Origin of the sequence: Pseudomonas sp. 478, from assembly GCF_003254125.1 — a bacterium.
Taxonomy (GTDB): Bacteria; Pseudomonadota; Gammaproteobacteria; order Pseudomonadales; family Pseudomonadaceae; genus Aquipseudomonas.
Map to the genome: position 1 here is coordinate 291633 of NZ_QKZG01000001.1, position 26650 is coordinate 318282.

Annotated in this window: 27 protein-coding genes and 2 pseudogenes; 14 read left to right on the forward strand and 15 right to left on the reverse strand. The window is 59.6% G+C overall.

The features are described from left to right. Positions 1–11 precede the first annotated feature (11 nt). Positions 12–656 (forward strand): orotate phosphoribosyltransferase, encoded by a 645-nt coding sequence (pyrE, locus tag DFS28_RS01415; protein WP_111448275.1) that lies wholly within the window; start codon positions 12–14, stop codon positions 654–656. A 202-nt stretch (positions 657–858) separates the two neighbouring features. Here the strand turns inward: pyrE and DFS28_RS01425 are convergent, their stop codons facing one another. The 7 genes and pseudogenes from DFS28_RS01425 to coaBC all read right to left on the reverse strand — a co-directional run bounded on the left by DFS28_RS01425 (position 859) and on the right by coaBC (position 6464). Continuing rightward, a complete protein-coding gene (locus tag DFS28_RS01425; RefSeq protein ID WP_111448276.1) occupies positions 859–1242 on the reverse strand; it encodes a hypothetical protein in 384 nt (127 codons plus the stop codon). Continuing rightward, positions 1229–1801 carry a hypothetical protein gene (locus DFS28_RS01430; RefSeq protein WP_111448277.1) on the reverse strand — a complete coding sequence of 191 codons (573 nt, stop codon included), beginning with the start codon at positions 1799–1801 and terminating at the stop codon, positions 1229–1231. The genes DFS28_RS01425 and DFS28_RS01430 overlap by 14 nt, the downstream gene beginning before the upstream one ends. A gap of 17 nt (positions 1802–1818) precedes the next feature. After that, complete coding sequence (locus DFS28_RS01435) at positions 1819–2028, reverse strand: hypothetical protein (protein WP_111448278.1); 210 nt, start codon at positions 2026–2028, stop codon at positions 1819–1821. 190 nt (positions 2029–2218) lie between these two features. Further along, positions 2219–3124: an acetylglutamate kinase gene (gene argB / locus DFS28_RS01440; RefSeq protein WP_008007602.1), complete on the reverse strand. Its 906-nt coding sequence runs from the start codon at positions 3122–3124 to the stop codon at positions 2219–2221. 25 nt (positions 3125–3149) lie between these two features. Beyond that, positions 3150–4526: pseudogene (locus DFS28_RS01445) on the reverse strand (phosphomannomutase/phosphoglucomutase); the annotation flags it as partial. A gap of 268 nt (positions 4527–4794) precedes the next feature. After that, a complete protein-coding gene (gene dut / locus DFS28_RS01455) occupies positions 4795–5250 on the reverse strand; it encodes a dUTP diphosphatase (protein WP_111448280.1) in 456 nt (151 codons plus the stop codon). A gap of 5 nt (positions 5251–5255) precedes the next feature. Next, positions 5256–6464, reverse strand: coding sequence for a bifunctional phosphopantothenoylcysteine decarboxylase/phosphopantothenate--cysteine ligase CoaBC (gene coaBC, locus DFS28_RS01460; RefSeq protein ID WP_111448281.1), 1209 nt, complete (start codon positions 6462–6464; stop codon positions 5256–5258). A gap of 136 nt (positions 6465–6600) precedes the next feature. Between coaBC and radC the strand changes: the two genes are divergently transcribed. Beyond that, positions 6601–7275 carry a DNA repair protein RadC gene (gene radC, locus DFS28_RS01465; RefSeq protein ID WP_111448282.1) on the forward strand — a complete coding sequence of 225 codons (675 nt, stop codon included), beginning with the start codon at positions 6601–6603 and terminating at the stop codon, positions 7273–7275. Positions 7276–7411: 136 nt separating this feature from the next. Here the strand turns inward: radC and DFS28_RS01470 are convergent, their stop codons facing one another. Further along, positions 7412–8998 carry an ABC transporter substrate-binding protein gene (locus DFS28_RS01470; RefSeq protein ID WP_111448283.1) on the reverse strand — a complete coding sequence of 529 codons (1587 nt, stop codon included), beginning with the start codon at positions 8996–8998 and terminating at the stop codon, positions 7412–7414. Between the two features lie 445 nt (positions 8999–9443). Between DFS28_RS01470 and rpmB the strand changes: the two genes are divergently transcribed. Both rpmB and rpmG read left to right on the forward strand, forming a co-directional pair. Then, a complete protein-coding gene (gene rpmB, locus DFS28_RS01475; protein WP_007894701.1) occupies positions 9444–9677 on the forward strand; it encodes a 50S ribosomal protein L28 in 234 nt (77 codons plus the stop codon). 11 nt (positions 9678–9688) lie between these two features. Then, a complete protein-coding gene (gene rpmG, locus DFS28_RS01480; protein WP_008150173.1) occupies positions 9689–9844 on the forward strand; it encodes a 50S ribosomal protein L33 in 156 nt (51 codons plus the stop codon). An 84-nt stretch (positions 9845–9928) separates the two neighbouring features. Here rpmG and DFS28_RS01485 read toward each other — a convergent pair whose 3' ends face one another. Then, on the reverse strand, positions 9929–10213 hold the full coding sequence (locus DFS28_RS01485) for a peptidase inhibitor (RefSeq protein ID WP_111448284.1): 285 nt from the start codon (positions 10211–10213) through the stop codon (positions 9929–9931). A 188-nt stretch (positions 10214–10401) separates the two neighbouring features. Beyond that, positions 10402–10764, reverse strand: coding sequence for a cupin domain-containing protein (locus DFS28_RS01490; RefSeq protein ID WP_111448285.1), 363 nt, complete (start codon positions 10762–10764; stop codon positions 10402–10404). Between the two features lie 237 nt (positions 10765–11001). Between DFS28_RS01490 and DFS28_RS01495 the strand changes: the two genes are divergently transcribed. Both DFS28_RS01495 and DFS28_RS01500 read left to right on the forward strand, forming a co-directional pair. Continuing rightward, the gene (locus tag DFS28_RS01495) at positions 11002–12495 is read left to right on the forward strand and encodes an aldehyde dehydrogenase (RefSeq protein WP_046045050.1); all 1494 of its coding nucleotides are present in this window, start codon (positions 11002–11004) and stop codon (positions 12493–12495) included. A gap of 160 nt (positions 12496–12655) precedes the next feature. Beyond that, positions 12656–13798, forward strand: a complete 1143-nt coding sequence (locus DFS28_RS01500) for an MFS transporter (protein ID WP_111448286.1) — start codon at positions 12656–12658, stop codon at positions 13796–13798. Between the two features lie 63 nt (positions 13799–13861). On the opposite strand, the gene DFS28_RS01505 is transcribed toward DFS28_RS01500, so the two are convergent. Both DFS28_RS01505 and DFS28_RS01510 read right to left on the reverse strand, forming a co-directional pair. Then, positions 13862–15442 (reverse strand): phospholipase D family protein, encoded by a 1581-nt coding sequence (locus DFS28_RS01505; RefSeq protein ID WP_111448287.1) that lies wholly within the window; start codon positions 15440–15442, stop codon positions 13862–13864. Between the two features lie 56 nt (positions 15443–15498). Further along, positions 15499–16920: a PLP-dependent aminotransferase family protein gene (locus tag DFS28_RS01510; protein ID WP_008150183.1), complete on the reverse strand. Its 1422-nt coding sequence runs from the start codon at positions 16918–16920 to the stop codon at positions 15499–15501. Between the two features lie 179 nt (positions 16921–17099). Here DFS28_RS01510 and DFS28_RS01515 point away from each other — a divergent pair, with 179 nt between their 5' ends. Then, a complete protein-coding gene (locus DFS28_RS01515; protein ID WP_008150185.1) occupies positions 17100–17345 on the forward strand; it encodes a DUF1127 domain-containing protein in 246 nt (81 codons plus the stop codon). Positions 17346–17454: 109 nt separating this feature from the next. On the opposite strand, the gene DFS28_RS01520 is transcribed toward DFS28_RS01515, so the two are convergent. Beyond that, the gene (locus tag DFS28_RS01520) at positions 17455–18768 is read right to left on the reverse strand and encodes an FAD-binding oxidoreductase (protein WP_111448288.1); all 1314 of its coding nucleotides are present in this window, start codon (positions 18766–18768) and stop codon (positions 17455–17457) included. 147 nt (positions 18769–18915) lie between these two features. On the opposite strand from DFS28_RS01520, the gene DFS28_RS01525 reads away from it, so the two are divergent. After that, positions 18916–19269 carry a YkgJ family cysteine cluster protein gene (locus DFS28_RS01525; RefSeq protein WP_007947437.1) on the forward strand — a complete coding sequence of 118 codons (354 nt, stop codon included), beginning with the start codon at positions 18916–18918 and terminating at the stop codon, positions 19267–19269. 134 nt (positions 19270–19403) lie between these two features. Here the strand turns inward: DFS28_RS01525 and DFS28_RS01530 are convergent, their stop codons facing one another. Continuing rightward, a complete protein-coding gene (locus DFS28_RS01530) occupies positions 19404–19892 on the reverse strand; it encodes an Lrp/AsnC ligand binding domain-containing protein (RefSeq protein ID WP_003206849.1) in 489 nt (162 codons plus the stop codon). A 157-nt stretch (positions 19893–20049) separates the two neighbouring features. Here DFS28_RS01530 and dadA point away from each other — a divergent pair, with 157 nt between their 5' ends. From dadA to DFS28_RS01560, 6 genes are all read left to right on the forward strand, one after another. Beyond that, entirely contained in the window at positions 20050–21354 is a 1305-nt protein-coding gene (gene dadA / locus DFS28_RS01535; RefSeq protein WP_074880408.1) for a D-amino acid dehydrogenase, read from the forward strand. Then, complete coding sequence (locus tag DFS28_RS01540) at positions 21326–21679, forward strand: RidA family protein (RefSeq protein WP_076029299.1); 354 nt, start codon at positions 21326–21328, stop codon at positions 21677–21679. Before dadA ends, DFS28_RS01540 begins: the two co-directional genes overlap by 29 nt. Before the next feature lie 96 nt (positions 21680–21775). Beyond that, positions 21776–22849, forward strand: coding sequence for an alanine racemase (gene alr / locus DFS28_RS01545; RefSeq protein ID WP_111448289.1), 1074 nt, complete (start codon positions 21776–21778; stop codon positions 22847–22849). 125 nt (positions 22850–22974) lie between these two features. Beyond that, positions 22975–23523 (forward strand): cupin domain-containing protein, encoded by a 549-nt coding sequence (locus tag DFS28_RS01550; protein WP_064680419.1) that lies wholly within the window; start codon positions 22975–22977, stop codon positions 23521–23523. Between the two features lie 181 nt (positions 23524–23704). Then, complete coding sequence (locus tag DFS28_RS01555; RefSeq protein ID WP_111448290.1) at positions 23705–24121, forward strand: cytochrome c5 family protein; 417 nt, start codon at positions 23705–23707, stop codon at positions 24119–24121. A gap of 134 nt (positions 24122–24255) precedes the next feature. Next, positions 24256–26178: an acetyl-CoA hydrolase/transferase C-terminal domain-containing protein gene (locus DFS28_RS01560; protein ID WP_111448291.1), complete on the forward strand. Its 1923-nt coding sequence runs from the start codon at positions 24256–24258 to the stop codon at positions 26176–26178. A 132-nt stretch (positions 26179–26310) separates the two neighbouring features. Here the strand turns inward: DFS28_RS01560 and DFS28_RS01570 are convergent. Continuing rightward, positions 26311–26637, reverse strand: a pseudogene (locus DFS28_RS01570) (xanthine phosphoribosyltransferase); the annotation flags it as partial. Positions 26638–26650: the final 13 nt, after the last annotated feature.

The following is a 26650-nucleotide window of genomic DNA, read 5'->3' on the forward strand; positions in this document are numbered from 1 at the left end:
GGGTTTTTTTCATGCAAGCGTATCAGCGCGATTTCATTCGTTTTGCCATCGATCGCGGCGTTTTGCGCTTCGGCGAGTTCACCCTGAAGTCCGGACGCACCAGTCCTTACTTCTTCAATGCCGGCCTGTTCAACTCAGGGAAGGCCCTTGCGCAGCTGGGTCGTTTCTACGCGGCAGCCATCGTCGAGAGCGGTATTTCGTTCGATGTATTGTTTGGCCCGGCGTACAAAGGCATCCCTTTGGCGGCGACCACCGCAGTGGCCTTGGCCGAACATCATGACCGTGATTTGCCATGGTGCTTCAACCGCAAGGAAGCCAAGGCTCACGGCGAAGGCGGCAGCCTGGTCGGCGCACCGTTGACCGGTGACGTGTTGATCATCGACGATGTGATCACCGCTGGCACTGCCATCCGCGAGGTGATGCAGATCATCGCTTCCCAGGACGGCGCCAAGGCGGCGGGTGTGCTCATCGCCCTGAACCGTCAGGAGCGTGGCAACGGCGAGTTGTCGGCCATCCAGGAAGTAGAGCGTGACTTCGGTATTCCGGTGATCAGCATTGTTTCGCTGAACCAGGTGCTCGAATTCCTGGCTGACGACCCGCAGCTCAAGCAGCATTTACCTGCCGTCGAAGCCTACCGCGCCCAATTCGGCGTCTGACCACAATCACCTGTGGGAGCGGGCTTGTGTGGCGAGGGAGCTTGCTCCCGCTGGGCTGCGTAGCAGACCCAAGAAGTTTGTGAGTGCTGCGCACTCAAGCGGGAGCAAGCTCCCTCACCACAAAAGGTGGATTGTCACAGGGATTGCAGGCGAAAAAAGACCCCGCTCAGCCAGGCTGAGCGGGGTCTTTTGTTTTAGGTCGTCAGAGCAGTCTTCGCCATTTTCCTATTAGTTTCAGCGTCAATCCCAAGTTGAACAGCGCAAACACCAGCAGTGCCAGGACGACTAGCACGTAGAGCGTGCGATCCACATCGAAATCCCACAGATCCAGTGTGCTGCTTCCCATGATCCTTACGGCGGCCGGCAGGTTGACGTAAAACAACGACATGAAGGCGCAGGTCAGCGGTACGGCGCGGCCCAACAAAACGCTCATCACTTTCCCTTGGCTGCGTTTTCTGGCCAGCGGACCTGGTTGTTTTTCATCCAGTTCCAACGCTTCATGCAGCTTCGGCCAGGCCAGGTTGAACATGAAGGTGGTCAAGGTCAGCAGCAAACCGCTGACCGCGACGATGTCACTGAGCGGCATTCAGGCCCAGTGTCCGGCACAACAGCGCGTGGGAATCTTCACTGATTTCAAACTGCCCGGCGCTGCCTTTGCGTTTGGTGATGGGTTTGAACGTCGGCTCGTTCTGGGTGATCAGCATGTTCAGCTCATCACGGATGACGTCAGAGCTGATCACCACCAGATAAACCGTCTGCGCATGCTCTGCTGTTTCGATCACGGCCCTCATGCTGTGTTGAAGGATCTCGTCCAGCTGATTGCGAAAGCGCGAAACCGTGTTTTTCAGCAGGGTTTTGCTTTGGCTCTGGGTCAGCTGAAAAATCGTCGATATCTGAGATTCGGTCGGCAATGTCTGCCCGAAGTAGCTTTGAATCAGATACAGCAAGCGGTCCTGTTTCGCTTCATCGGCCCGACTCGGCATGCCGCCTTCTACCAGCATTTTCAAGTATTCGGTCAGGCTCGCCTTGGCGATTCGCTGCAGGGCGTGGGTGATTTCGTGGTCGGAGATCCTCAGGGTCTTTTTGACCGGCTCCTTCTGCTCCTGCTCGAAAGCCTGGGCGTCGATCGTGAACGAGATCTGCATGGCTGAGTCTCCCGTGATCACTTACCGGATTTCGGATAAGGGTCGTCCTTTGCGTCTCCTTGGCCGCTGAGGATTTTCCAGCCGTTCTGTACGTGCAATGAGTCCAGGCGTTGTGGACAGGGCGGCAAGGATTTTTTCGATTGGTTGGAATATTCGTAGCCGCAGTCGGCGCATTCGTAGGTGCCTGCGGAAACGTCGCTGCCGTTAGGTGCGTAAACTTTTTGCATGAGGTAGTTCTCCTGTGGATACAGGGAAGATCCTATGCGGACTAATGCTGGCGGGATGTCGGACGTTTCGCTTAATCAGGTTAGACATTTCCTGCGCGCATAAAAAAGATCGCAGACTTCATCAGCTCCTACGGAATATTCGTACATCCATAGGTGCTGCTGAAGGGTGCGATCTTTTGACGTACTTGAATCAGTGACGCTTGCGATTGCTGATCAAGGTACCCACACCGGTGTCGGTGAAGATTTCCAGAAGAATCGCATTCGGCACCCGGCCATCGATGATCAACGAGCTGCCCACGCCACCTTGCACGGCTTCCAGCGCGCAACGGATCTTCGGCAGCATGCCGCCGTAGATGGTGCCGTCGGCGATCAAGTCGTCGACCTGTTGGGTGGTCAGGCCGGTCAGGACCGTGCCCGACTTGTCCATCAGGCCGGCGATGTTGGTCAGCAGCATCAGCTTTTCAGCTTTCAGTGCTTCGGCGACTTTACCGGCTACCAGGTCAGCGTTGATGTTGTACGACTCGCCGTTGGCGCCGACACCGATTGGCGCGATCACCGGGATGAAGTCACCTTTGACCAGCAGGTTCAGCAGGTCGGTGTTGATCCCGACCACTTCACCGACCTGGCCGATGTCGATGATTTCCGGTTGAGTCATCTCCGGTGTCTGGCGGGTCACGGTGAGCTTTTTCGCACGAATCAGCTCGGCGTCTTTACCGGTCAGGCCGATGGCGCTGCCGCCATGACGGTTGATCAGGTTGACGATGTCCTTGTTGACCTGGCCGCCGAGGACCATTTCCACCACGTCCATGGTTTGCGCGTCAGTCACGCGCATGCCATCGATGAAGTGGCTCTCGATCGACAGACGCTTGAGCAGGTCGCCGATTTGCGGGCCGCCGCCGTGAACCACCACCGGGTTGATGCCGACGGCTTTCATCAGCACGATGTCGCGGGCGAAGCCGGTTTTCAGCTCCTCGCTTTCCATCGCGTTGCCGCCGTATTTGATCACCAGCGTCTTGCCGACATAGCGGCGAATGTAAGGCAGCGCTTCGGACAGGACCTTGGCGGTGTTGGCGGCGGCTTCGCGTTCGAGGGTCATTCAGGGCTCCGGGTGCTTCGTTAAATCAAAACGGTAATTGGAGATCAGGGGCAACACGCTTCAACTGGACTTTGAACACGTCCTTGATGCGTTGCAATTCCGCCTCGTCATCGGCCTCGAAGCGCAGCACCAGCACCGGTGTGGTGTTGGAGGCGCGCACCAGGCCCCAGCCTTTGGCGTAGTCGACTCGCACGCCGTCAATGGTGGTCAGGTCGGCGCCTTCGCCCCACTTCGCGTCGTGCAGAGCATCAATGATGCTGAATTTGCTCTCTTCGGTCACATGGATATTGATTTCCGGCGTAGAAATATCATTCGGGAAGGTCGCAAACAGCTCTTCCGCAGTGGATTTTTCTTTGCTGAGGATCTCCAGCAGACGCGCGGCGCTGTAAATGCCGTCGTCGAAACCGAACCAGCGTTCCTTGAAGAAGATGTGCCCACTCATTTCGCCGGCCAACAGGGCGCCAGTCTGTTTCATTTTCTTTTTGATCAACGAGTGACCGGTCTTCCACATTAGCGGACGGCCGCCGTATTCCTTGATCAGCGGCGTCAGGCGACGGGTGCATTTGACGTCGAAGATGATTTCCGCGTCAGCGTTGCGCGCCAGCACGTCGCGGGCGAACAGCATCAGCAGACGGTCGGGGTAGACGATGCTGCCGGTGTTGGTCACCACGCCGACGCGGTCGCCGTCGCCGTCGAACGCCAGGCCCAGGTCAGCGTTGGTTTCCTTGACCTTGGCGATCAGGTCCACAAGGTTTTCAGGCTTGCCCGGGTCCGGGTGGTGATTCGGGAAGTTGCCGTCGACGTCGCAGAACAGCGGGATGACTTCGCAGTTCAGGGCTTCGATCAGTTGCGGGGCGATCACGCCGGCCGCGCCGTTACCGCAGTCGACCACGACTTTCAGGCGGCGAGCCAGTTTGATGTCCTGGACGATTTCGGTGTTGTAGCGGTCGAGGATCTCGACCTGGGTGATGCTGCCCTTGCCGCTGCTCAGGTTGTTGGTCTTGAGGCGTTCGTGCAGGGCCTGGATCTGTTCGTTGGCCAGGGTGTCGCCAGCGATGACGATCTTGAAGCCGTTGTAGTTCGACGGGTTGTGGCTGCCGGTGAGCATCACGCCGGATTTGCCGGCCAGCACGTTGGCGGCGTAGTACAGCGCAGGCGTTGGCACCAGGCCGACGTCGCTGACGTGGCAACCGCTATCGGCGAGGCCTTTGATCAGTTGTTCGACCAGTTCTGGGCCGGACAGGCGACCGTCACGGCCGACGGACACGTTGGGTTCGTCCTGGGCCAGGCTCTGGGAGCCGATGGCGCGACCGAGCCAATACGCGGTTTCAGCGTTCAAGAATTCCGGGACGGTGCCGCGAATATCGTAGGCGCGGAAGATGCTGTCGGGGAACTTGGGTGCGACTTGGGCTGGGGTGCTCATCTGTAGGAATGCTCCATCTCGAAAGTGGCTGGACCTGCCGCGAAGAACTCGTCGGCAGGCTCAAACTGAAGGGTATGACGGCGTTTTCCACTGAGAGTTCGTGGTGTGAAAAGGCCATGCCACCAGCATCGGCGAGTAAATGGCCGGCCAATGCCTTGATTTTCAGTGGTAAACCTTCCAGATGACGTCTTTGCAATTCAGTACAAAACTTGTGGGAGCGAGCCTGCTGGCTCCCACAAGGAAATCATCAATGGCTGCCGGAGTGGCCGAACCCGCCAGTGCCGCGCTGGGTTTCGACGAATTCTTCGACCATCTCGAAATGCGCTTGAACCACTGGCACCAGCACCAACTGGGCCAGGCGTTCGCCTACCACCATGTTGAAATCGTTCTGGCCACGGTTCCAGCACGACACCATCAGCGGGCCCTGGTAATCGGAGTCGATCAGGCCGACCAGGTTGCCCAGCACGATGCCGTGCTTATGGCCCAGGCCGGAGCGCGGCAGAATCAGCGCCGCCAAGCCCGGATCGCCAATGTAGACGGACAGGCCAGTCGGGATCAGCAGGGTTTCGCCCGGCTTGATGACGGTGTCTTTTTCCAGCATGGCGCGCAGGTCGAGGCCGGCGGAGCCTGGCGTGGCGTACTGCGGCAGCGGGAAATCGGTACCGATGCGAGGGTCGAGGATCTTGGCTTGCAAAGCGTGCATGTAAATTAAACCTGGTTCAGACGTTCGGCGATAAAAGTGATCAGCTGGCGAGCAATCTTGCTCTTGCTGGTCTGGGCGAAAAGTGTGGCGTGTAGCTGGCGGTCGATCACGCTGCAGGCGTTTTCTTCGCTGTTGAAGCCAATGCTCGGGTTGGCGACGTCGTTGGCGACGATCAAATCGAGGTTCTTGTCTTTCAACTTGCGTGCAGCGTAATCGAGCAAGTGTTCGGTTTCGGCGGCGAACCCGACACTGAACGGACGGTCGGGGCGTGTGGCAATGGTGGCCAGAATGTCTGGGTTACGCACCATCTGTAGCAACAAGCCGTCGCCGTTCGTAGGGTCTTTCTTGAGTTTCTGTGGGGCGACGACTTCCGGACGGTAGTCCGCAACCGCTGCCGAGGCGATGAACAGGTCGCAAGGGATCGCGGCTTCACACGCGGCGAGCATGTCGCGGGCGCTGACCACGTCGATGCGGGTGACGCGATCCGGGGTCGGCAGGTGCACCGGGCCGGTGATCAGCGTGACGCGGGCGCCGGCTTCCACTGCGGCCTCGGCCAGGGCAAAGCCCATCTTTCCGGAGCTGTGGTTGGTGATGTAGCGCACCGGGTCGATGTTTTCCTGGGTCGGGCCAGCGGTGATGAGCACGTGTTTGCCGGTCAGCGCCTGACGCTGGAAGCAGTCCGCCGCGCACTGGGCGAGGTCGGTGGCTTCGAGCATGCGACCCATGCCAACGTCGCCGCAGGCCTGGCTGCCGGAGGCTGGGCCGAAGGTTTTCAGGCCGCGGCTTTTGAGGGTTTGCAGGTTGGCCTGGGTAGCCGGGTCGCGCCACATGGCCTGGTTCATCGCCGGGGCAACGGCGACCACGGCGTCGGTGGCCAGCACCAGCGTGGTCAGCAGGTCGTTGGCAATGCCTTGGGCCAGGCGGGCGATGAGGTCCGCGGTGGCGGGGGCGATCAGCACCAGGTCGGCCCATTTGGCCAGCTCGATGTGGCCCATGGCAGCTTCGGCCGCAGGATCGAGCAAGTCGAGGTGGACCGGATGCCCGGACAAGGCCTGCATGGTCAACGGTGTGATGAACTCGCTGCCGCCGCGGGTCATGACCACGCGCACTTCAGCGCCCTGGTCGATCAGGCGGCGAACCAGGTCGGCGCTCTTGTAGGCAGCGATGCCGCCGCCGACGCCCAGAACGATGCGTTTCCGATACAGCCGCTGCATAGGTCTGCCTTTCATTTCGTTGATGACTGCATGGCGATACCCCCTCCCCAGGGATGAAATCGCCCGCAAAAAAGATGGGCTAAGATATCACAGCGACCGCTACGGAACAGCGGCGCCCACAGACCAGGGAGGTGCTATGAGTATTCGCGATTGGCCAGCGGCGGAACGGCCGCGGGAGAGGTTGCTTGAGTTGGGCTCGGGGAGCCTTTCAGACGCCGAACTGCTGGCGATTTTTTTACGAACGGGCGTGTCGGGTAAAAGCGCGGTAGATCTGGCGCGACACCTGTTGAATCAGTTTGGCAGTCTGCGCTCACTGCTCGAGGCCGATCAGGAGGCGTTCAGCAGGGAGTTGGGGCTCGGGCCGGCGAAATTCGCTCAGTTGCAAGCGGTCCAGGAAATGAGCCGGCGGCATTTGGCCGAACGTGCGCGCCAAAAATCGGCGCTGGAAAATCCGCAGGCGGTTCGTGATTACCTGAAATCAATGCTGCGCCACGAGCCTCACGAGGTGTTCGGCTGTCTTTTTTTGGATTCCAGGCATCAAGTGCAGACCTTTGAAGTGCTGTTTCGCGGGTCCATCGACAGCACCAGTGTCTATCCGAGACAAGTGGTTAAACGGGCGTTGGCCCACAACGCTGCAGCGTTGATCCTCTGCCATAACCATCCGTCGGGTAATACCAACCCCAGTCAAGCCGACCGAGTGCTGACCAAGCGCCTGCAAGAGGCGCTGGACCTGATCGATGTGCGGGTGCTCGACCATTTCATCATCGGTGACGGCGATCCACTGTCCATGGCCGAGTACGGGTGGATGTAAGAGGAAGGGGCGGGTTAAGCGAGCCCATGTGGGAGCGAGCCTGCTCGCGATGGCGTCGTGTCAGTCAAACTATTCGGTGACTGACGCTCCGCAATCGCGAGCAGGCTCGCTCCCACAGGGTTTCGTGCGGGGCGGATTACTTGAGGTTGACCTTGGAATAATCCTGGCGACCAAAAGGGCTGACCTGATAACCCTCAACGTCCTTGCGCGTCAGCGCGAAGGCGGTCGGGTGGGCCAGCGGCAGCCACAGCGCCTGCTGCTGGATTTGTGCCTGGGCCTGTTCGTAGAGCTTGGTACGCACACCTTGCTCGCCGGTGGTCTTGCCGGCGCTGATCAGCTTGTCCAGGTCCTGGTTGCAGTAGCGTGCGAAGTTGGTGCCGGATTTGACCGCAGCGCAGGAAAACTGCGGCGTGAGGAAGTTGTCCGGGTCGCCGTTGTCGCCGGCCCAACCCATGAATAACAGGTCATGTTCACCGGCCTTGGCGCGGCGAATCAGCTCACCCCATTCGATCACCCGAATCTCGGCCTGAATGCCGATTTCCGCGAGGTCCGATTGCAGCATTTGAGCGCTGAGGCTCGGGTTTGGGTTAAGCAGACTGCCAGAAGGTCGGGTCCAGATGGTGGTCTGGAAACCGTCCTTGAGCCCGGCCTTCGCCATGAGTGCTTTGGCTTTTTCGACGTCATGCGGGTAACCCGGCAGGCCTTTGGCGTAGCTCCAGGTGTTAGGTGGGTACGGGCCGTTGGCGGCCTCGGCAGTGTCTTCGAACACAGCTTTGACGTAGTTGGCCTTGTCGAACGCGAGGTTGATCGCCTGGCGCACTTCAGGCTTGTCCAGTGGCGGATGCTGGCTGTTGATGCCGACGAACGCGGTCATGAAGGCGTCAGTCTTTTCCACTTTCAGGTTCGGTTCTTTCAGCGCGGCCTGTACGTCCAGAGGCTTGGGCGACAGGGCGATCTGGCACTCGTTGCGGCGCAATTTCTGCAGACGCACGTTGGCGTCAGGGGTGATGGCGAAAATCAGCGGATCCACCGAAGGCTTGCCGCGGAAGTAATCCGGGTTGGCCTTGTAGCGGATCGAGGCATCTTTCTGGAAGCGCGTGAAGATGAACGGCCCGCTGCCGATTGGCTGGCTATTGAGCTTCTCCGGGGTGCCGGCCTTCATCAGTTTGTCGGCATATTCAGCCGAATAGATCGAGGCGAAGCCCATGCTCAGGGTCGCGAGGAAGGTCGAGTCCGGGTGATCGAGGGTGAACCGTATGGTCAGCGGGTCCAGTGCGTCGATCTTCTTGATCAATGCCGGCAACTGCATCGACTGGGCGTGCGGGAAGCCGCTCTGGGCGACCTTGTGCCATGGGTTGGCCGGGTCGAGCATGCGGTCGAAACTGAATTTCACGTCCTCGGCGGTCAGGTCGCGGGTCGGGCTGAAGTATTCAGTGCGGTGGAATTTCACCTGCGGATGCAGTTTGAACACGTAGGTCAGGCCGTCGGGCGTGACTTCCCAGCTATCCGCGAGGCTGGCGACCACTTTGCCGCTGGCGGTATCGAAGTCCACCAGACGGTTCATCAGCACGTCGGCCGAGGCGTTGGTGGTGGTCAGCGAGTTGTATTGCACCACGTCGAACCCTTCCGGGCTTGCCTCAGTGCAAACGCTCAGAGCGGCGGCATGAGCCAGCGGGCTCAGCAGAAGAGGGGCGAGCAGCAGCGGTAGGGCAGCGAGGCGCATGGTCGGATTCCTTTACAGATCGAAGGCCCATCTGCAAGTGCAGTCTGGAAAAGGCTTACCCTAGTGGGCTCTTTTGCAAATGACTATCCCCTTTTTCATTTTAAGTGGACTATGTGCGCTTGTTTTCGGTGATGCGGGCCGAGGTAAACCCGGAATCGGTCGGTTGGCCGATTCTCTGCGACGAGCGGTCTTAATCGACGACAGCCTTTATCCAAGGCGCTCGGCGCGCGAAAAATGGGGAATTTATCAAGTCCGCGCACACGGAATGTTGTTGCTCTCCAGTCTTTCTGGTATAAAGCAGCGCTCTTTTCTAGGGGCCCGGTTCCTTCACTGTAGGTGTAGCCGGTAAGACCTCTAAAGAAACGCGGCGCCTGGCGCCAAATGACTGAGAGATTAAGCGGCCAACCCATGCCGGGTTGGGCATGTGGTTTTAGAGGGCTGAGGCATGTCGAGAGTATGTCAAGTTACCGGTAAGGGTCCGGTGACTGGGAATAACATTTCCCACGCAAACAACAAAACCCGTCGTCGTTTCCTGCCGAACCTGCAGCATCACCGCTTCTGGGTTGAAGAAGAGAAACGTTTCGTGCGTCTGCGCGTATCTGCCAAAGGCATGCGTATCATCGACAAGCGTGGCATTACTGTCGTGCTGGCCGAAATTCGCAAAGCTGGCAAGATCTAAGGGAGCTAATCATGCGTGAATTGATTCGAATGATTTCTAGCGCCGGTACTGGTCACTTCTACACTACCGACAAGAACAAGCGTACTACTCCGGACAAGCTCGAAAAGCGCATGTTCGATCCGCGCGTTCGCAAGCACGTGATGTACAAAGAAGGCAAAATCAAGTAATTGATTTTTCCCTCTTACGAAAAAGGCCCGTATCGCGAGATACGGGCCTTTTTTGTTGCCCACCACAAGTCGTCCTGCGAGTGATCAGCCGCAGTACATGGCAATAATCTCCAGGTTTATATCGGTCCTGATTTGCAGGCGATTGTTGTCAGGGTCCAGGTCGCGGGAGTTGACTTTAATGCTGGTCGCCCGTGACTCCCTGAAGGCCTCATCACGAACGGACCGGGACAGGTATTCGCCAATCAGGTACGTAACCCTCCGTGCATCGCATCGCTGCGCTGGTTGTTCCGGTTCGTTCGCATGCGCCGACGTCAGGGTGACTGCCAGGAAAAGACCTGACAGCAGGCCAGTGATAAGAAAATTTTTCATGTTTATTCGCTTCCTTGTGAATGATGACGGTGAGGCTCCTTTATTCGGGAGCGAGAACAGCATCCGGCAAGGTCAGCGATTGAGTGCGGTATTTAAGTATTTCACCTGGCATCTGGCAGTGCAGCTAAGCAAAAAAGGCCCATATCGCGAGATATGGGCCTTTTTGATGCCTTAACAAAACAAACTGCTCAGGTCTTTTGTTCAAACGCCACATAGATCTTGCGGCATGTCTCCAGCACTTCCCAGGTACCCCGGAACCCGGCCGGGATGACGAAACGATCGCCTGCCCGAACGGTCTTGCTGTTGCCGTCGTTGTCGCGTAGCACGGACACGCCCTGGACGATTTCGCAGTATTCATGCTCGGTAAAATTCACCAGCCACTGACCAATCGCACCTTCCCACACGCCGGCGTTTAACTGACCACAAGGGCTGTTGTAGTGGTTGTACACCGCTTGCTCGGGGTCACCCTTGAGGACTTTTGCCTGGTCTGGCCGATAGCGTTCGGGCTGGGTGGTGGCCTGGCTGAAGTCGACGATGTCCTGGATGCTCATTGTTGTTATCCCCCGTGATTGCGACGCGATGGCTGGAAAGTCCAAAGTCTATGTTTATTAAAATGAACACCGCAAGGCCGTTTGCCGACCTTGTGTCAAATATATTGAAACAACCCCGGCCACTGGTTTAGGGTGGCAGTTGCCTTGGGCCGACAAATCAGGCTGGCTGGGCAGAATTCCTGACAGCGCCCGCGAAGACCGTGGAGCGTTCGTATTCAATAAGAGGAGGACACTCGTATGACCACCCTGACTCGTGCCGATTGGGAGCAACGGGCTCGCGATCTGAAGATCGAAGGCCGCGCCTACATCAATGGCGAATACACCGATGCCGTCTCCGCCGAGACCTTCGAGTGCATCAGCCCGGTCGATGGCCGTCTGCTGGGCAAGATTGCCAGCTGTGACGCCGCCGACGCCCAGCGCGCTGTTGAAAACGCCCGCGCCACGTTCAATTCCGGCGTCTGGTCGCGCCTGGCGCCGACCAAGCGTAAAGCCACCATGATCCGTTTCGCCGGCCTGCTGAAACAGCACGCCGAAGAGCTGGCCCTGCTTGAAACCCTGGACATGGGCAAGCCGATCAGCGATTCCCTGTACATCGACGTTCCAGGCGCGGCGCAAGCCCTGAGCTGGAGCGGTGAAGCCATCGACAAGATCTACGACGAAGTGGCCGCCACTCCCCATGACCAGCTGGGTCTGGTGACCCGCGAACCCGTCGGCGTCGTCGGCGCGATCGTGCCGTGGAACTTCCCGCTGATGATGGCCTGCTGGAAACTCGGCCCGGCGCTGTCCACCGGTAATTCAGTGATCCTCAAGCCATCCGAAAAGTCCCCGCTGACCGCCATCCGCATCGCTGCGCTGGCCGTTGAAGCCGGTATTCCGAAAGGCGTGCTGAACGTCCTGCCAGGCTACGGTCACACCGTCGGCAAGGCCCTGGCCCTGCACAATGATGTAGACACCCTGGTGTTCACCGGTTCGACCAAAATCGCCAAGCAACTGCTGATCTACTCCGGCGAATCGAACATGAAACGCGTCTGGCTCGAAGCCGGCGGCAAGAGCCCGAACATCGTGTTCGCCGATGCGCCGGACCTGCAAGCTGCCGCTGAATCGGCTGCCGGTGCCATCGCCTTCAACCAGGGCGAAGTCTGCACTGCCGGCTCGCGCCTGCTGGTGGAGCGTTCGATCAAGGACAAATTCCTGCCGCTGGTGATCGAGGCGCTGAAAACCTGGAAACCGGGCAACCCGCTGGACCCGGCAACCAACGTCGGTGCGCTGGTGGATACCCAGCAGATGAACACCGTGCTGTCCTACATCGAATCCGGCCACACCGACGGCGCCAAACTGGTGGCGGGCGGCAAGCGCATTCTTCAGGAAACCGGTGGCACTTACGTTGAGCCGACGATTTTCGACGGCGTCAGCAACGCGATGAAAATCGCGCAGGAAGAAATCTTTGGCCCAGTGCTGTCGGTGATCACGTTCGATACCGCCGAAGAAGCCATTGCGATTGCCAACGACACCCCTTACGGCTTGGCCGCAGCGGTGTGGACCCAGGATATTTCCAAGGCCCACCTGACCGCCAAGGCACTGCGCGCTGGTAGCGTGTGGGTCAACCAGTATGACGGCGGCGACATGACGGCGCCGTTCGGTGGCTTCAAACAGTCCGGCAACGGTCGTGACAAGTCGCTGCATGCATTCGACAAGTACACCGAGCTGAAGGCGACCTGGATCAAGTTGTAAGTACCACACAACGACGATCCCCTGTGGGAGCGGGCTTGCTCGCGAAGGCGCCGTGACAGCCAACGATGATGTTGGATGTGATGGCCTCTTCGCGAGCAAGCCCGCTCCCACATTTGTTTTGTGCGGTGTCTGAAAAATAATATCCACAGGAGCGTGGGAAATGCGTTGGGCGACTTATTTCGCCGTGTTGGCGTCTGTCTTGAGTGTCGGCCTGGCCTTGGGCGTCAGCATGCCGCTGGTGTCGTTTCGTCTGGAAGGTTGGGGCTATGGCTCGTTCGCCATTGGCGTGATGGCGGCGATGCCCGCCATAGGCGTGCTGTTGGGTGCGAAGGTCTCCAGCCATCTGGCCGCGCGTCTGGGCACGGCCAATCTGATGCGTTTGTGCCTGTGGGCCGGGGCGTTGTCCATCGGTTTGCTGGCGTTGTTGCCGAGCTATCCGATTTGGCTGGCGTTGCGTTTGATGATCGGCGTGATCCTGACCCTTGTGTTCATCCTCGGCGAAAGCTGGATCAACCAGCTTGTGGTGGAAGAGTGGCGCGGGCGATTGGTGGCGTTGTATGGCAGCAGCTACGCGCTGAGTCAGCTGGCCGGGCCGTTGCTGCTTGGCGTGCTGGGCACTGAGCACGATTACGGATTCTGGGTCGGCGTCGGTTTGTTGATGGCGGCACCGTTCCTGTTGCTGGGCCGCAGCGGCGCGCCGACCAGTGAAGCCTGCAGCGTGACCTTCAGCGACTTGCTGGGTTTCTGCCGTGGCCTGCCGGCGATTGCCTGGGCGGTGTCGCTGTTCGCCGCGTTCGAAGCGATGATCCTGACGTTGTTGCCGGTGTATTGCCTGCGTCAGGGCTTTACGACGGAAATTGCGTTGGCGATGGTCAGCACGGTGGTGGTGGGTGATGCCTTGCTGCAGTTGCCGATTGGCGCACTGGCCGATCGCTTGTCGCGGCGCACGCTGTTCACCGGGTGTGCGGTGGTCCTGCTGATATCGAGCCTGGCCATCCCGTTGTTGATCGACACGTTGCTGATCTGGCCGTTGTGGGTGTTGTTCGGTGCCAGTGCCGGCGGTTTGTTCACCTTGTCACTGATCCTGATCGGCGAGCGCTATCGCGACGATGCACTGGTGCGCGCCAATGCGCATATCGCGCAGCTGTGGGGGATCGGTTGCCTGGTCGGACCGCTGGCAGCCGGCGCCGGCAGCCAGTGGATCAGCGGGCATGCGTTGCCGCTGCTGATGGCGGCGGGTGCGCTGGGGTTGGTGATTCTGCTGTCACGGCAAGGCGCGTTTGGTGCCGTTCAGCCGGTATAGTTCTGTAGCAGCAGGCTTCGCCAGCTGCAGATCGCGTTATGGCGCCGGATGCGAGTCATGCGCCTAGAGCATCCGCTCCAGGCCGACCATGCTGCTGAGCCATGAATTGAAATGCTGCCACCAACTTCCCGGTTCTTTGGTCAGTGTGTGCTGTTTGCCGTCATCTTCAGTGACCCAGACGATCTGACCCTTTTCCAGCCGGGCGTGATAGCTGAGGGGCGGCGCCATACCCTCCAGTGCCAGTTCGCGCACCCGTCCGGCGAGCTGCGGGTTGTCCACCAGTACCCCGACTTCGGTGTTCCACAGTACCGAGCGCGGGTCGAAATTGAACGAGCCGATGAAGGCTTTCTGTCGGTCGAAAACCATCGCCTTGCTGTGCAGGCTGGAATCGGAACTACGGGAAGTGCTGCTCCCGCTGTGGAACAGGCTCGGCCCGCTGCCGCTGCCACCGCTGTCGCCGGGCTGGCGGCGTAATTCGAACAATTGCACACCGTGCTCCAGCAAGGCTTTGCGATAAGGCGCGTAACCACCATGCGTGGCCGGTACATCGGTGGCTTCCAGTGAGTTGGTCAGCAAACTCACCGACACGCCGGCATCAGCGCGACCGGTCAGGTACACCAGGCCCGGTTGGGCGGGCACGATGTAGGGCGAGACCATGATCAGCTCTTTGCTGACCCCATTGAGTTCGGGCGCCAACTGGGTGGTCAGTATCAGGTGCGGGTCCGGTTCGCCGTCGGCCAGCACCTTGCTTGGTGCGTCCCACAACGCCTGGTTCCAGGCCCAGATCAACTCTCGGCGCCAGACATCCAGGCGCGGGTGAGTGGTATAGGCCATTAACTGCCGATAAAGCGCGTGGTTCTGTTTGCGCGTTTCCTCCAGGGATTCGTCCAGTCGGGTCCGGGTGTTTCTAAGATCCTTGGCTGTCGGCCTGGTCGAGAGAAACTGCTCGATCGGCTTGCTCAGGGCGCTGTTCCAGTACTGGTCGAAGCTATGCCCCAGCTGCTCTGCAACCGGGCCGACACTGAGCATGTCGATGTCGGTGAAATTGAGGTTGGGCTCGGCATCGAAATACTCGTCCCCCAGGTTGCGCCCGCCCACGATCGCGGCGCTGTTGTCTGCGACCCACAGTTTGTTGTGCATGCGTCGGTGTTGCTGCGACAGGTTGAAGAACCGGCCCATGGTTCGCGTAACGACGGTGCTGCGGCCCAAGTGCAGTGGGTTGAACACCCGGATCTGAATCTTTGGATGTGCGGCAAGGGTCGCGATGATCTGGTCCAGGCCATCGCTGGTGGTGTCGTCGAGCAAAATCCGCACCCGCACGCCGCGGTCGGCGGCGTTGAGCAGTTCGCTCACCAGTATTCGTGTGCTGATGCCGTCGTGGACGATGTAGTACTGCAGATCGAGGCTGCTTTGGGCTTTGCGAATCAGCTCGGCGCGGGCGGTGAAGGCCTCTGAGCTATCGGAGAGCAAGCGAAAGCCCGATTGACCCTCATGGGGGGCGGCCTGTGCCTGGATCGAACGGCCGAACGCAGAGTCGGCAGCCGGCAGGGCCTGACTCGGTTCGCTAGGGACATTGAGTGTCGTACAGCCACCAAAGAGCGAGGCGAGTAACAGAAGAGCAAGCAGGGGCTGTCTGATTCTCACGGAGCGTATTCCGGGTGGTGACGGTTAGCATATGGACGCCGCTTCCCGAAGAAAGGTCAGTCGATTTCCGCCAGCAGTTTGATGGCTGTCGCACCGACCTTGCGCACGGCTTCTTCGATCTGCGGGGTTGTTTTGGCAGCGTAGTTCATCCGCAGGCAATTGCGGTATTTGCCCGAGGCGGAAAAGATACTGCCGACGGCAATCTGTACGCCTTGATCGTGCAGCGCACGATTCAGTTTCAGGGTGTCGAAGCCCTCCGGCAGCTCGACCCAGAGCATGAAGCTGCCTTGGGGGCGACTGGCGCGGGTACCGGCTGGAAAATAGCGGCTGACCCAATCGATCATCACGTCGCGATTGCGTTGGTATTGGGTGCGCATCCGCCGCAAATGCGGTTCGAAATGCCCAGCCTTGAGAAATTCGGCAATCGCGATCTGCGGTTGCGGTGCGGTAGAGCCGGTGCTGATGTATTTCATGTGCAGCACCCGTTCCAGATACCGTCCCGGCGCCACCCAACCGATACGCAGCCCCGGCGCCAGGGTCTTGGAAAAGGAACTGCACAGCAGAACGCGGCCGTCTTCGTCGAAGGATTTGATCGTGCGCGGACGCGGGTAGGTGTAGGCCAGTTCGCCATACACATCGTCCTCGATGATCGCCACGTCGAAACGCTGTGCGAGTGTCAACAACGCGCGTTTACGCGACTCCGGCATGATGTAGCCCAGCGGGTTGTTGCAGTTGGGGGTCAACTGTATGGCCTTGATCGGCCATTGCTCCAACGCCAGTTCCAACGCATCGAGGCTGATCCCGGTGAGCGGGTCGGTGGGGATTTCCAGGGCTTTCATGCCCAGGCCCTTGAGCGTCTGCATGGCGCCGTGAAAGCTGGGCGAGTCCACGGCGACAATGTCGCCCGGCTCGCAGATGGAGCGGATGCTGGTGGACAGCGCTTCGTGACAACCGGTGGTGATCACCAGGTCGTGGGCAGTCAATTGGCAGCCGGAATCGAGCAGCAGGCGGGCAATCTGTTCGCGCAGTTCGAGGGTGCCGTAGATGTTGTCGTAATACAGACCGGGCATGTCCTGCCGTCGGCTGATTCGCGCCAGGTTGCGCAGCAGCGGTTTCATGGTCGGCGTGGTGATGTCCGGCATGCCGCGACCCAGTTGCACCACATCCTTGCGTGGCACCGCGCGGATCAGTTCCAGCACTTGATCCCACTGGGAAATGTCCACCGGCCGCTGCGCCGGGCGGCCAATGGCCGGAAGCTCCGGCAGTTCACGACCCACCGGTACGAAGTAGCCCGACTTGGGTTTGGGTGTCGCCAGGCCGCTGTCTTCCAGCACGCGATACGCCTGCTGCACCGTGCTCAGGCTGACGCCGTGCTCAACACTTAACGCCCGCACCGACGGCAGCCGGTCGCCGGGGCGATAGAAGCCCTGTTCGATACGCGTGCCGAGCAGTTCGGCGAGGTTGACGTAAAGGGTCATGGCGCAGTCTCGGTGTGGGTGATTCGGTTGACCAGTACAGATGGGGCGAAAATAGGGGATTCAGACGCTGAAATGCAAAATCTGTATGGAATTAATACAGTCTCGTTGAATCTGTAATGCTTTTTGCCGTCGACGCATCATGAAAGCTCTGGCTACCCAAGTAAACAGGAGCAATCAAAATGAACGGCTTGAGCGATGTGCGGCTGACGTTACACAGTCAGGAACTGGCGGCAGGGCAAAACAACGGTGCACGCGAGGCGGTCATGCGCAACGCACCGTCCGGCCTGAGTCGCTGGGGTCTGTTCTGGCATCGTCTGCACACGCGCAAGGCATTGCTGGAGCTCACGCCCGAGCAGCTTAAGGACGTCGGGTTGAGTCGGGAGCAGGCGCGGGAGGAGGGGCTTAAGCCGTTCTGGAGGATTTGAGTCGACCCCATCGCGAGCAGGCTCGCACACAGGTGATCTGTGGCGTTCGCAAATCCATTGTGGGAGCGAGCCTGCTCGCGATGAGGCCAGTACAGGCACAGAAAATGTATCAGACCAACTCTTTAAGCCGATGCCAAAGCATCCCCAGCGCCAACAACGGCGAGCGCAAATGCTTGCCGCCAGGAAAGGTGATATGCGGCACCCTGGCAAACAGATCAAACCCTCCACCCTGCTGGCCACTGATAGCTTCAGCCAACAACTTCCCCGCGAGGTGCGTGGCGTTCACGCCATGACCGGAATAAGCCTGGGCGTAATACACATTCGGCTGATCCTTGAGTCGCCCGATCTGCGGCAGACGGTTGGCGCCGATGCCGATCATCCCGCCCCATTGATAGTCGATCTTGACCCCGGCCAGTTGCGGGAAAACCTCCAGCATCTTCGGCTGCATGTAGGCGGCGATGTCCTTCGGGTCGCGACCTGAATAATGGCAGGCGCCGCCGAACAGCAAGCGGCGGTCCGCCGAGAGCCGATAGTAATCCAGTGCCACCCGTTGATCGCAGACCGCCATGTTCTGCGGCAGTAGCGAGTGTGCCAGCGCTTCACTCAAGGGTTCGGTGGCGATGATGTAGCTGCCGGCGGGCAGCACCTTGCCGCCGAGTTCGGGATTGAGTTCATTGAGGTAGGCGTTGCAGCCCAGCACCAGCGTCTTGGCGCGGACCGAACCTTGGGCGGTGTAGACCTTGACCTCGGGGCCATAATCGATGCGGGTGACTGCCGATTGTTCGAACAGCTTCACCCCCAACTGCTGGGCGGCGGCCGCTTCGCCCAATGCCAGGTTCAGCGGATGCAGGTGCCCGGAGCCCATGTCGATCAAACCGCCGACGTAACGGTCGGAACCCACTACGGAATGCATTTCACTGGCTTGCAGCAGACGGGTTTCGTAACGGTAACCGAGACTGCGCAACTCTTCGGCGTCTTCGGCAAAACCTTCTAGGTCCCGGGGCTTGTTGGCCAGGTCGCAATAGCCCCACGTGAGGTCACAAGGGATCTGAAAACGCTCGACGCGCTGTCGGACGATTTCCACCGCTTCCAGACCCATGAGTTTCATCTGACGCACGCCGTCCGCACCGACCACGTTGGCGAACTGATCGAGGCCATGGCCGACGCCACGAATCAACTGCCCGCCATTGCGTCCGCTGGCGCCCCAACCGATTTTGTGGGCTTCAAGCAGGATCACACTGAAACCGCGTTCGGCCAGTTCGAGCGCCGTATTCAACCCGGAGAACCCGCCACCGACCACGCACACGTCAGCCACCAGGTCGCCTGTGAGCACCGGATGATCGGGCTGCGGCAAGCTGCTGGCGGCGTAGTAAGAAGCAGGGTGCTGGTGGTTCGGGGCAGGCTGCTGAGCACGGGCATTCATGTGCGTGTTCCTGATTCTTGTGTTTAGAAAATTTGACGGAGCATAAGCCGGACCTTCGGATACCGGCAACACTGGTCGGTTGGTGCTGTCTGGATCGGGGCTTTTGCGTCAGAATCCCGCTCTATTCCGCTTTTGGTCAACGCTTCGATGAGCTGCAACAGTCAGAAAATTCGCACGCTACGGCAGCAAATTCCCTCGTTCGAGTGCGTGCCCGGCTGCCATGACTGCTGTGGGCCGGTGACCACCTCGCCGGAAGAAATGTCCCGCCTGCCGCGCAAGACCCGGGCCGAGCAGGACGCTGCGATGGATGAGCTCAATTGCGTTCACCTTGGGCCCAACGGCTGCACCGTGTATGACGAGCGGCCACTTATCTGTCGACTGTTCGGCACCACCAAGACCTTGCCGTGCCCGAATGGTCGGGGGCCGGTGGAGCTGATTCATCCGCGGGTTGAAAAGCAGATTCATGAGTACATGGCTTCGACGCGGCAGGTGCTGGTCTAAGGAAAGACCGAGTCGCCTGCCTTCGCGAGCAAGCCCGCTCCCACAGTGGTTTTGTGTACGGCACAGATCAAATGTGGGAGCGGGCTTGCTCGCGAAAGCGCCCGCCCAGACAACAATTCCTCTGAGACGAACCCTCAATCCGGAATCGGCAGGTTCAAGCTCTCTTTCACTTCTTCCATCACGATGTAGCTCTTGGATTCGCGCACATGCGGCAGCTTGAGCAGGATGTCGCCCAGCAACTTGCGGTACGAGGCCATCTCGGAAATCCGCGCCTTCACCAGATAGTCGAAATCCCCTGACACCAAATGGCACTCCAGCACGTGGGGAAGCTTCAGGACCGCGCGCCGGAACTCTTCGAAAGTATCGCCGGATTTGTAGTCGAGGCTGATTTCGACGAACACCAGAAGACTGCCCTTGAGGTGCTGCGGATTGAGCCGGGCGTTGTAGCCCATGATGATCCCTTCGCGCTCCAGCCGCCGGACCCGCTCGGTACACGGTGTGGTCGAGAGCCCGACCTTTTCCCCCAGCTCGGTGAAGGAGATGCGTCCGTCCGCTTGTAGGATCCGCAGGATGTTGCGGTCGATCTTGTCCAGCTCACGTTTGGTCTGAGTGTTGGTACGCATAGGGGATGCGCCTCCGTGAAAAGCGTTTTTGCCGAGAATTCTCGCCAAATATAGGCACTTATATAGTGAAAAGCACTGCCTAATCTTTTTTACACTGCGCACATCAATGCTCGACAACTACGAACGTCAGCGGCAAGCCGCGATGAGGGATATGAAAATGCGCGTTATGGTCTTGGGTAGCGGCGTCATCGGTACCACCAGTGCTTACTATCTGGCGCGTGCCGGATTTGAAGTGGTGGTCGTGGACCGTCAGCCGGCCGCTGCCATGGAGACCAGTTTCGCCAACGCCGGGCAGGTTTCGCCGGGTTATGCCTCGCCGTGGGCCGCGCCGGGCGTGCCGCTCAAGGCCATCAAGTGGCTGTTGCAGCGCCACGCACCGCTGGCGATCAAGGCCACCGCCGACATCGACCAATACCTGTGGATGGCGCAGATGCTGCGCAACTGCACCGCCAGCCGTTATGCGGTGAACAAAGAGCGCATGGTCCGCCTGTCCGAGTACAGCCGTGACTGTCTCGACGAATTGCGTGCCGAAACCGGTATCGCCTACGAAGGCCGCAGCCTCGGTACTACCCAACTGTTCCGCACCCAGGCTCAACTCGACGGCGCCTGGAAAGACATCGCCGTGCTGAAAGAGTCTGGCGTGCCGTTCGAATTGCTCGACCGCGCCGGCATTGCCCGCGTCGAGCCGGCCCTGGCCAGCGTCACCGACATCCTCGCCGGTGCCCTGCGCCTGCCGAACGACCAGACCGGCGATTGCCAGATGTTCACCACCCGCCTGGTCGAAATGGCGACCAAACTGGGTGTGGAATTCCGCTTCGACCAGGACATTCAGCGTCTCGACTACGCCGGTGATCGCATCAACGGCGTATGGATCGACGGCAAGCTGGAAACCGCTGATCGCTACGTGCTGGCCCTGGGCAGCTACTCGCCGCAACTGCTCAAGCCGCTGGGGATCAAGGCGCCGGTGTATCCGCTCAAGGGTTATTCCTTGACTGTACCGATCACCAACCCGGCGATGGCCCCGACTTCGACTATTCTCGACGAGACCTACAAGGTCGCGATCACCCGTTTCGACAACCGCATCCGCGTCGGTGGCATGGCTGAAATAGCCGGTTTTGACCTGTCGCTGAACCCGCGTCGGCGCGAAACCCTGGAGATGATCGTCAACGACCTCTATCCTCAGGGCGGCGATCTGGCCCAGGCGAGTTTCTGGACCGGTCTGCGTCCGACCACCCCGGACGGCACGCCGATCGTGGGTGCTACGCCGTTCAGCAATCTGTTTTTGAACACGGGTCACGGCACGCTTGGTTGGACCATGGCGTGCGGTTCCGGTCGCTTGCTGGCCGATCTGATGGCGAAGAAGACGCCGCAAATCAGTGCCGAAGGCCTCGATATTTCCCGTTATGGAAAAAAACTTCAGGAGTCTGCAAAACATGTCAATCCAGCGCCAGCTCACCAATGAGCGCATGAGCCAGATCGTAGTCCACAGCGGTACCGTGTATCTGGCAGGGCAGGTCGGCGACGATATGAACGCCGGGATTGAACAGCAGACCCGTGAAACGCTTGCCAACATCGAGCGTTTGCTGGATCTGGCCGGGACCGACAAGAGCCGCCTGCTGTCGGTAACGATTTACTTGAAAGACATTGATGCACACTTCGAAGGCATGAACGCGGTCTGGGACAAGTGGCTGCCAAAAGGCGTCGCCCCGGCCCGTGCCACCGTTGAATCGAAGTTGTGCGAACCGCAAATCCTGGTTGAGCTGTCGGTTGTCGCCGCTCTGCCATAAGCCCGTCAAAAAGATCCCTCTCCCGGTGCTACTGGCGGTTCACGCCGTCAGCCAGCGCCGGTTTTTCTTCCCATGACCGCCTAGAAGTCTGCCGCCATGCGTCCAGCCCGTGCCCTGATCGACCTTCAAGCCCTGCGTCACAACTACCAAATCGCCCGTGAAGTCACGGGGGCCAAGGCCCTCGCGGTGATCAAGGCCGATGCCTACGGCCATGGCGCGGTGCGTTGCGCCCAGGCGCTAGAAGCCGAGGGAGACGGTTTTGCCGTGGCCTGTATCGAAGAAGCGTTGGAGCTGCGAGCCGCGGGCATTCGTGCGCCGGTGTTGTTGCTGGAAGGTTTTTTCGAAGCCGATGAGCTGTCGCTGATCGTCGAGCATGACTTCTGGTGCGTGGTGCATTCGCTGTGGCAGCTCGAAGCCATTGAGAACGCTGCACTGAACAAGCCGATCACGGTCTGGCTCAAACTCGATTCGGGCATGCATCGGGTGGGTTTGCATCCAAAGGATTATCAGGCGGGCTATCAACGGCTGCTGGCCAGCGGCAAGGTGGCGAAGATTGTTCTGATGAGCCACTTCGCCCGGGCCGATGAGTTGCACAGTCAGGCCAGTGTCGAGCAGGTCGCGGTGTTCGAAGCGGCGCGTCAGGGCTTGTCGGCCGAGATCAGCCTGCGCAATTCGCCGGCAGTACTCGGTTGGCCGCAGATTCCAAGTGATTGGGTTCGCCCGGGCATCATGCTCTACGGCGCGACTCCGTTTGAAGAACCCAATGCCGTGGCGTCCCGCCTGCAACCGGTGATGACCCTCGAATCGAAAGTGATTTGCGTGCGTGAACTGCCGGCCGGCGAGCCGATCGGTTACGGCGCCAAATTCATCACCCAGAAACCGATGCGTGTGGGCGTGGTGGCCATGGGTTACGCCGATGGCTACCCACGTCAGGCACCGACCGGTACGCCAGTATTGGTCGCCGGGCAGCGCAGCCAGTTGATTGGCCGGGTGTCGATGGACATGCTCTGCATCGACCTGACCGATGTGCCGCAAGCCGGCCTCGGGTCGACCGTCGAGTTGTGGGGCAAAAACATTCTCGCCAGTGACGTAGCCGCGGCCGCGGACACGATTCCTTACCAGATCTTCTGCAACCTGCGCCGGGTGCCAATGCTCTATTCCGGGGCTTAGGTCAAAGCGCCCCGACCGAAAGTCGCTTCACCGAACAGGATTCAGGTCCAAGTGTTGTAAATACTGAACGCTGTCGCCATGATAACGCTCATATTTCAACAACCTGAATCCCTGGAGGCGCAAGCTTGGACGTCGGTGAACGACTGCAATCCATCCGTAAGCTCAAAGGACTTTCCCAGCGTGAACTCGCCAAGCGCGCGGGCGTCACCAACAGCACCATTTCGATGATCGAGAAGAACAGCGTCAGCCCCTCGATCAGTTCGCTGAGGAAAGTACTGGGCGGGATTCCCATGTCCATGGTCGAGTTCTTTTCCGAAGAGATCCTGCAGGAAAAACCGACTCAGATCGTCTACAAAGCCAACGAGCTGATCGATATTTCCGATGGCGCAGTGACCATGAAACTGGTCGGCAGGGCTCATCCGAGCCGGGCCATCGCGTTCCTCAATGAAATCTACCCGCCAGGCGCCGACACCGGTGAGGAGATGCTCACCCATGAGGGCGAGGAAACCGGGATTCTGCTCGAAGGTCGACTTGAACTGGTGGTAGGGCTTGAAACTTTTGTGCTCGAAGCCGGCGACAGCTACTACTTTGAAAGTACTAAACCGCACCGTTTCCGTAATCCGTTCGATGCGCCAGCGCGACTAATCAGCGCAGCGACTCCAGCGAATTTCTAATAAAAGAGGCGTCCGGCGAGCATTGCGCAGGTGCCCGAGTTGTTTTTCCGCCACGCATAAGACCCCTCCGACTTTAGGGTTGTTTCAGTGTGGCGGGCTTCCCGTTATACTTGCGCCCGCCTGCGAACCGTGGCCGTGGGCGTGACTAGCCACCATTGAGGGTGAACGCGTGAATCTAATTATGAAAATGCTGGCCGTACCAGCAACCGTATTGGCCCTTTGGGCAGTCAGCGCACAAGCTGCGACCAACGACGAAATTGCTAAACGCCTTGAGCCAGTCGGCCAGGTTTGCGTTCAGGGTAAAGAGTGCAAGGGGATGGAAGTCGCTGCTTCTGCGGGTGGCGGCGGTGGTGCCAAAACGCCTGACGAAGTGATTGCCAAACATTGCAACGCTTGCCACGGCACCGGCCTGTTGGGCGCGCCGAAAATCGGTGATGCTGCCGCTTGGGGCGAGCGCGCCAAGAAGGAAGGCGGTGTTGACGGCCTGCTGGCGAAAGCCATCTCCGGCCTCAATGCAATGCCTCCAAAAGGCACCTGCGCCGATTGCGCAGACGCCGAACTCAAAGGCGCGATCCAGAAGATGTCCGGCCTGAAATAAGCCTTCATCTTCATCAAAAAGCCGCTTTCGAGCGGTTTTTTTGTGCCTGCGATTTACGCCCGAGACTGTTCATTGCAGCAAAGACCCGGCAAGCTCGGTCCAACCCCAATTCACGGAATGTAAGGGAGGATCAGATGGTGCAGCTGTGTTCTATCGAGCAAGCGGTCGATGATGTCCTGGCACGGTTGCCGGCGCATATCCACATGGGCCTGCCCCTCGGTCTGGGCAAACCCAACCACTTCGTCAACGCGCTGTTTCAACGCATCGCGCAGTTGCCCGAGCGGCAGCTGACGATCTACACCGCCCTGTGCCTGGGCCGTCCTTCCTTGGGCGACGGTTTGCAAAAGCGCTTTCTCGAGCCCTTCATCGAGCGGGTTTTCGGCGATTATCCGGAACTGGATTTCCTGGCCGACCTGCGTCGCGACAGCCTGCCGCCCAACATCCATGTCCAGCAGTTCTTCATGCAGCCTGGCAGCCTGCTCCATAGCGCACAGGCCCAGCAGGATTACGTCAGCAGCAATTACAGCCACGCCGCTCGAGACATCAACGCCGCCGGGTTGAACCTGGTGGCGCAATTGGTGGCGAGCCACAGCGATCACCCCGACCGCCTGAGCCTGAGCTGCAACCCGGACATCACCCTCGACCTGTTCCCCATGATCGCCAAGCGTCGGGCGGCGGGGGAGACAATCCTGTTGGTGGGCCAGGTGCACAACGATTTGCCGTACATGCCCGGCGATGCCGAAATCGCTATCGATACGTTCGACCTGCTGATCGACGAGAAGGACAGCACTACGCTGTTCTCCACGCCGAACATGCCGGTGGGGTTTCAGGATCACTTCATCGGGCTGCACGCCAGCACGCTGGTGCGCGACGGCGGCACCTTGCAGATCGGCATCGGCGCCATGGGTGATGCCCTGACCGCTGCGCTGCTGGCGCGGCAGGCCGACAATGACGGTTACAAGGCGTTGCTGGCGGAGGTGAATCTCAGCCAGTGGGCGCAACTCATCGACCGCGAAGGCGGCGTCGAACCCTTTGCCAAGGGCCTTTACGGTTGCAGCGAAATGTTCGTCAACGGCTTGCTGGTGCTGGCTGACGCGGGGATCGTGCGGCGCAAGGTCTACCCCGATGTGCCAACCCAGCAACAGGCGAATGCCGGCACGCTGGATGAAGCCGCGCAGACTGATGGCATCTCGGTGCACGGCGGTTTCTTCCTTGGGCCGCGCAGTTTCTATGAGCGCCTGCGCGAGTTGCCGCAGAGTAAGCGGCTCGAATTCAACATGACCCGCATCAGCTTCATCAATGAGCTCTACGGTCAGGAAGAACTCAAACGCTTGCAGCGCCTCGATGCGCGCTTCATCAACACCGTGTTCACCATGACCTTGCTGGGGGCCGGCGTGGCCGATCAGCTCGAAAATGGGCGAGTACTCAGCGGTGTCGGCGGGCAGTACAACTTCGTTGCGCAAGGCCATGCACTGGAAGGGGCGCGTTCGGTATTGCTTCTGCGTAGCTGGCGCGAATCGGGCGGTGAGGTCAGTTCGAACATTGTCTGGGAGTACGGCCATTGCACGATCCCGCGACACCTGCGAGACATTGTGGTCACGGAGTACGGCATCGCCGACCTGCGGGGCAAGACCGACGCGGCGGTGATCGAGGCGTTGCTGAACATCAGCGACTCACGTTTCCAGCCGGGGTTGATAGAACAGGCTCAGGCAGTCGATAAGTTACCGAAGAATTTCCGCATTGATCCTCGCTTCGCCGACAACAGTCCGCAGCGCTTGCAGGCCATCCAGGCGCGGCATCCGCAGTTGTTTCCGGAATATCCGTTGGGCTGTGATTTCACCGCGGAGGAGAAGGATCTATTGCGGGCCCTGAATTGGCTGAAGAGCAAGTTCAAGCTCACGGAGATTCTGGAACTGGGCAAGGCAGCGCTGGATGCGCCGGAGCCTTCATCGTTTCCCGAACATCTGGAGCGAATGCAGCTGACCAACCCTGAAGGGCTGAAAGAGGATTTGTTTCAACGGCTACTGCTCACCGGCCTAAAAGCCACCGCACAATAACCGTTAAACAGGTGATCCCTTGTGGGAGCGGGCTTGCTCGCGAAGGGGCCGTGTCAGTCACCGATGATGTCGACTGACACACCGCCTTCGCGAGCAAGCCCGCTCCCACAAGGGGATGCGTGTTGTGGCGGGTTACTCGATGAAGGTCACGACGCCGCCAGCCAGCGACTGAACGCGGGCCAGGGATTCAACGCGATAACCCTGCGCGTCCAGTTCCGCACGACCACCCTGGAACGACTTCTCGATCACGATCCCCAAACCCGCCACAGTCGCGCCGGCCTGTTTGATGATCGAGATCAGCGTTTGGGACGCCTTACCGTTGGCCAAAAAGTCATCGATGATCAGCACCCGGTCGCTGCTGGTCAGGTGGCGCGGGGAGATCGCCACGGTGCTTTCGGTCTTCTTGGTGAACGAGTAAACGGTCGCCGACAGCAGGTTTTCGATCAGGGTCAGGGACTGATTCGTTTCCCGA

Excerpts from the sequence above, each read along its gene's own strand:
- rpmB (WP_007894701.1), top strand. The coding sequence starts at position 9,444 with ATGTCGAGAGTATGTCAAGTTACCGGTAAGGGTCCGGTGACTGGGAAT.
- DFS28_RS01490 (WP_111448285.1), bottom strand. The coding sequence starts at position 10,764 with ATGAGCATCCAGGACATCGTCGACTTCAGCCAGGCCACCACCCAGCCC.
- DFS28_RS01500 (WP_111448286.1), top strand. The coding sequence starts at position 12,656 with ATGCGTTGGGCGACTTATTTCGCCGTGTTGGCGTCTGTCTTGAGTGTC.
- DFS28_RS01435 (WP_111448278.1), bottom strand. The coding sequence starts at position 2,028 with ATGCAAAAAGTTTACGCACCTAACGGCAGCGACGTTTCCGCAGGCACC.
- DFS28_RS01530 (WP_003206849.1), bottom strand. The coding sequence starts at position 19,892 with ATGCGTACCAACACTCAGACCAAACGTGAGCTGGACAAGATCGACCGC.
- DFS28_RS01515 (WP_008150185.1), top strand. The coding sequence starts at position 17,100 with ATGAACGGCTTGAGCGATGTGCGGCTGACGTTACACAGTCAGGAACTG.
- DFS28_RS01520 (WP_111448288.1), bottom strand. The coding sequence starts at position 18,768 with ATGAATGCCCGTGCTCAGCAGCCTGCCCCGAACCACCAGCACCCTGCT.
- DFS28_RS01430 (WP_111448277.1), bottom strand. The coding sequence starts at position 1,801 with ATGCAGATCTCGTTCACGATCGACGCCCAGGCTTTCGAGCAGGAGCAG.
- rpmG (WP_008150173.1), top strand. The coding sequence starts at position 9,689 with ATGCGTGAATTGATTCGAATGATTTCTAGCGCCGGTACTGGTCACTTC.
- alr (WP_111448289.1), top strand. The coding sequence starts at position 21,776 with ATGCGTCCAGCCCGTGCCCTGATCGACCTTCAAGCCCTGCGTCACAAC.
- coaBC (WP_111448281.1), bottom strand. The coding sequence starts at position 6,464 with ATGCAGCGGCTGTATCGGAAACGCATCGTTCTGGGCGTCGGCGGCGGC.
- dadA (WP_074880408.1), top strand. The coding sequence starts at position 20,050 with ATGCGCGTTATGGTCTTGGGTAGCGGCGTCATCGGTACCACCAGTGCT.
- dut (WP_111448280.1), bottom strand. The coding sequence starts at position 5,250 with ATGCACGCTTTGCAAGCCAAGATCCTCGACCCTCGCATCGGTACCGAT.
- DFS28_RS01470 (WP_111448283.1), bottom strand. The coding sequence starts at position 8,998 with ATGCGCCTCGCTGCCCTACCGCTGCTGCTCGCCCCTCTTCTGCTGAGC.
- DFS28_RS01485 (WP_111448284.1), bottom strand. The coding sequence starts at position 10,213 with ATGAAAAATTTTCTTATCACTGGCCTGCTGTCAGGTCTTTTCCTGGCA.
- DFS28_RS01510 (WP_008150183.1), bottom strand. The coding sequence starts at position 16,920 with ATGACCCTTTACGTCAACCTCGCCGAACTGCTCGGCACGCGTATCGAA.
- DFS28_RS01560 (WP_111448291.1), top strand. The coding sequence starts at position 24,256 with ATGGTGCAGCTGTGTTCTATCGAGCAAGCGGTCGATGATGTCCTGGCA.
- DFS28_RS01540 (WP_076029299.1), top strand. The coding sequence starts at position 21,326 with ATGTCAATCCAGCGCCAGCTCACCAATGAGCGCATGAGCCAGATCGTA.
- DFS28_RS01525 (WP_007947437.1), top strand. The coding sequence starts at position 18,916 with ATGAGCTGCAACAGTCAGAAAATTCGCACGCTACGGCAGCAAATTCCC.
- DFS28_RS01495 (WP_046045050.1), top strand. The coding sequence starts at position 11,002 with ATGACCACCCTGACTCGTGCCGATTGGGAGCAACGGGCTCGCGATCTG.
- DFS28_RS01555 (WP_111448290.1), top strand. The coding sequence starts at position 23,705 with ATGAAAATGCTGGCCGTACCAGCAACCGTATTGGCCCTTTGGGCAGTC.
- DFS28_RS01425 (WP_111448276.1), bottom strand. The coding sequence starts at position 1,242 with ATGCCGCTCAGTGACATCGTCGCGGTCAGCGGTTTGCTGCTGACCTTG.
- radC (WP_111448282.1), top strand. The coding sequence starts at position 6,601 with ATGAGTATTCGCGATTGGCCAGCGGCGGAACGGCCGCGGGAGAGGTTG.
- pyrE (WP_111448275.1), top strand. The coding sequence starts at position 12 with ATGCAAGCGTATCAGCGCGATTTCATTCGTTTTGCCATCGATCGCGGC.
- argB (WP_008007602.1), bottom strand. The coding sequence starts at position 3,124 with ATGACCCTCGAACGCGAAGCCGCCGCCAACACCGCCAAGGTCCTGTCC.